1 protein-coding gene is annotated in these 1,709 nt (G+C 47.6%); it reads left to right on the top strand.

Annotated features, from left to right (window positions below):
- Window positions 1-225 precede the first annotated feature (225 nt).
- Window positions 226-1,497 (top strand): pentapeptide repeat-containing protein, encoded by a 1,272-nt coding sequence (locus O9290_RS03895; protein WP_288086730.1) that lies wholly within the window; start codon window positions 226-228, stop codon window positions 1,495-1,497.
- The last annotated feature ends 212 nt before the right edge of the window (window positions 1,498-1,709 follow it).

Consider the following 1,709-nt stretch of genomic DNA (forward strand, 5'->3'; position numbering starts at 1 on the left):
TATAATTAAATTAAAAATGGATTTTAGGTTCGATCCCCCCTGCCCCCCTTGATAAGGGGGGTGCCGATCCCCCCTTAGTCCCCCCTTTAATCCCCCCTTAATAAGGGGGGCATCTGACAACTTTTAACGCCTACCTACTTACTTCTTTTCAACCGGTCTCGAAAACAGTTTTGTCAGTCCCTCAGTCCCTTGGCAAAATCCATCTATTGGCGGGGAAAACGCTGCATGGTTCCGAAAAAATCACCACGAATTCCTTTAGAATTGCACCAGATCAAGGCTCACGAGTTTTATCAAAAACGGCTGGCATCGGGTAAAGAAGGCAATGAGATAGATGACTGGCAGCAAGCGAAAGAATATTTGAGCCAACATCCCAGAGCGATTCTTGCTTGGAATCTAAAAATGCCCTATCGCGGGGGAAAAAGGCTAATTAAAAGATTGTTGCTATCGCTCCAGTCTCTTGTCAGAGTTGCTTGGAAACTGCTAATCTTTCCCTTCTGGCTATTTCAGCAAATACCGGGGCTTTTTGCCCGTGAAGACAAAGACAGCCGCACCTTTGCCATTGATGTGGTCAAAACGATTATTTCTGCCCTGGGATTAATTGCTACCCTTTTGGCAGGAATTGGGCTTATTGTCAATTATTTCAATTCTCAAGCGGAAATGCAACTGACTCAGCAACGTCTGATTACCGAGCGCTTCTCGAAAGCCGTCGAGCAAATCGGTAGTGGTAAAGAGGAGGTGGTAATTGGCGGCATTTATTCCCTAGAGCGAATTGCCAAAGATTCTCGCGAGGATCAATGGACAATTATGGAAGTGCTGACTTCCTACATTCGTAAAAATTCCCCCATTCCCTCGAATATTCAACAACTGGAGCCGGCGGCAAGAGAGAAAGCCCTAGAAAAGCTTCCTTCCGTGAGTATTCCAGTTCAGGCCGCTTTAACGGTAATCGGCCGGCGTAAAGTTGAGAATGTCCAAGCTGGGGATAATTTGGCTGAAACAACTGACCCTAATAAAATTAAAATTCTTGATTTAAGTCGGACAAATTTGAGGGGAGCCAACCTCAACCGAGCCAACCTCAACCGAGCCAACCTCGACGGAGCCAACCTCAACGGAGCCAAACTCTGGGTAGCCTACCTCAACGGAGCCAACCTCAACGGAGCCTACCTCAACGGAGCCAACCTCAACGGAGCCAAACTCAACCGAGCCGACCTCAACCGAGCCTACCTCAACGGAGCCGACCTCAACGGAGCCTACCTCAACGGAGCCATCCTCAACGGAGCCAACCTCTACGGAGCCATCCTCTGGGGAGCCGAGGTTGATCCAAAACAAATTAAATCGGCCTGCTTTTGGGAAAAAGCAATATACACGGAATCCAAGTGGGATAAAGATAAAAAATTATGGGTGGCTGAGGACCGGGAAGCCAATCGACGAGAAATCGAGAAACTCAAAAGGGACAAAAACTCAGATCCGCGAAATCCGATCGATTGTAATACTAAATAGGGTTTGCGGCAAAAAGTACGGGCGAAGCATTCGGATAGAAAATCTCCGGTTTCACCGATAGGTTATGCCCAAATGCTTCGCCCCTACAGGACGCGGGCCGATGAAAACGCAAGGTTTGGAAGCACGATTCTCTCAAAATCTTGCACCTGTTTGGCGAGAAAAGCCACAAAACCCTTACCTTACCTACATTTCACATTTATTCAGCCAACCCT

This window comes from Microcystis sp. LE19-41.2A, from assembly GCF_027530405.1.
GTDB classification, from domain to species: Bacteria; Cyanobacteriota; Cyanobacteriia; order Cyanobacteriales; family Microcystaceae; genus Microcystis; species Microcystis aeruginosa.

Bases quoted from the DNA above. Each gene is read 5' to 3' on its own strand.
- O9290_RS03895 (WP_288086730.1), top strand. From the start codon at position 226: ATGGTTCCGAAAAAATCACCACGAATTCCTTTAGAATTGCACCAGATC.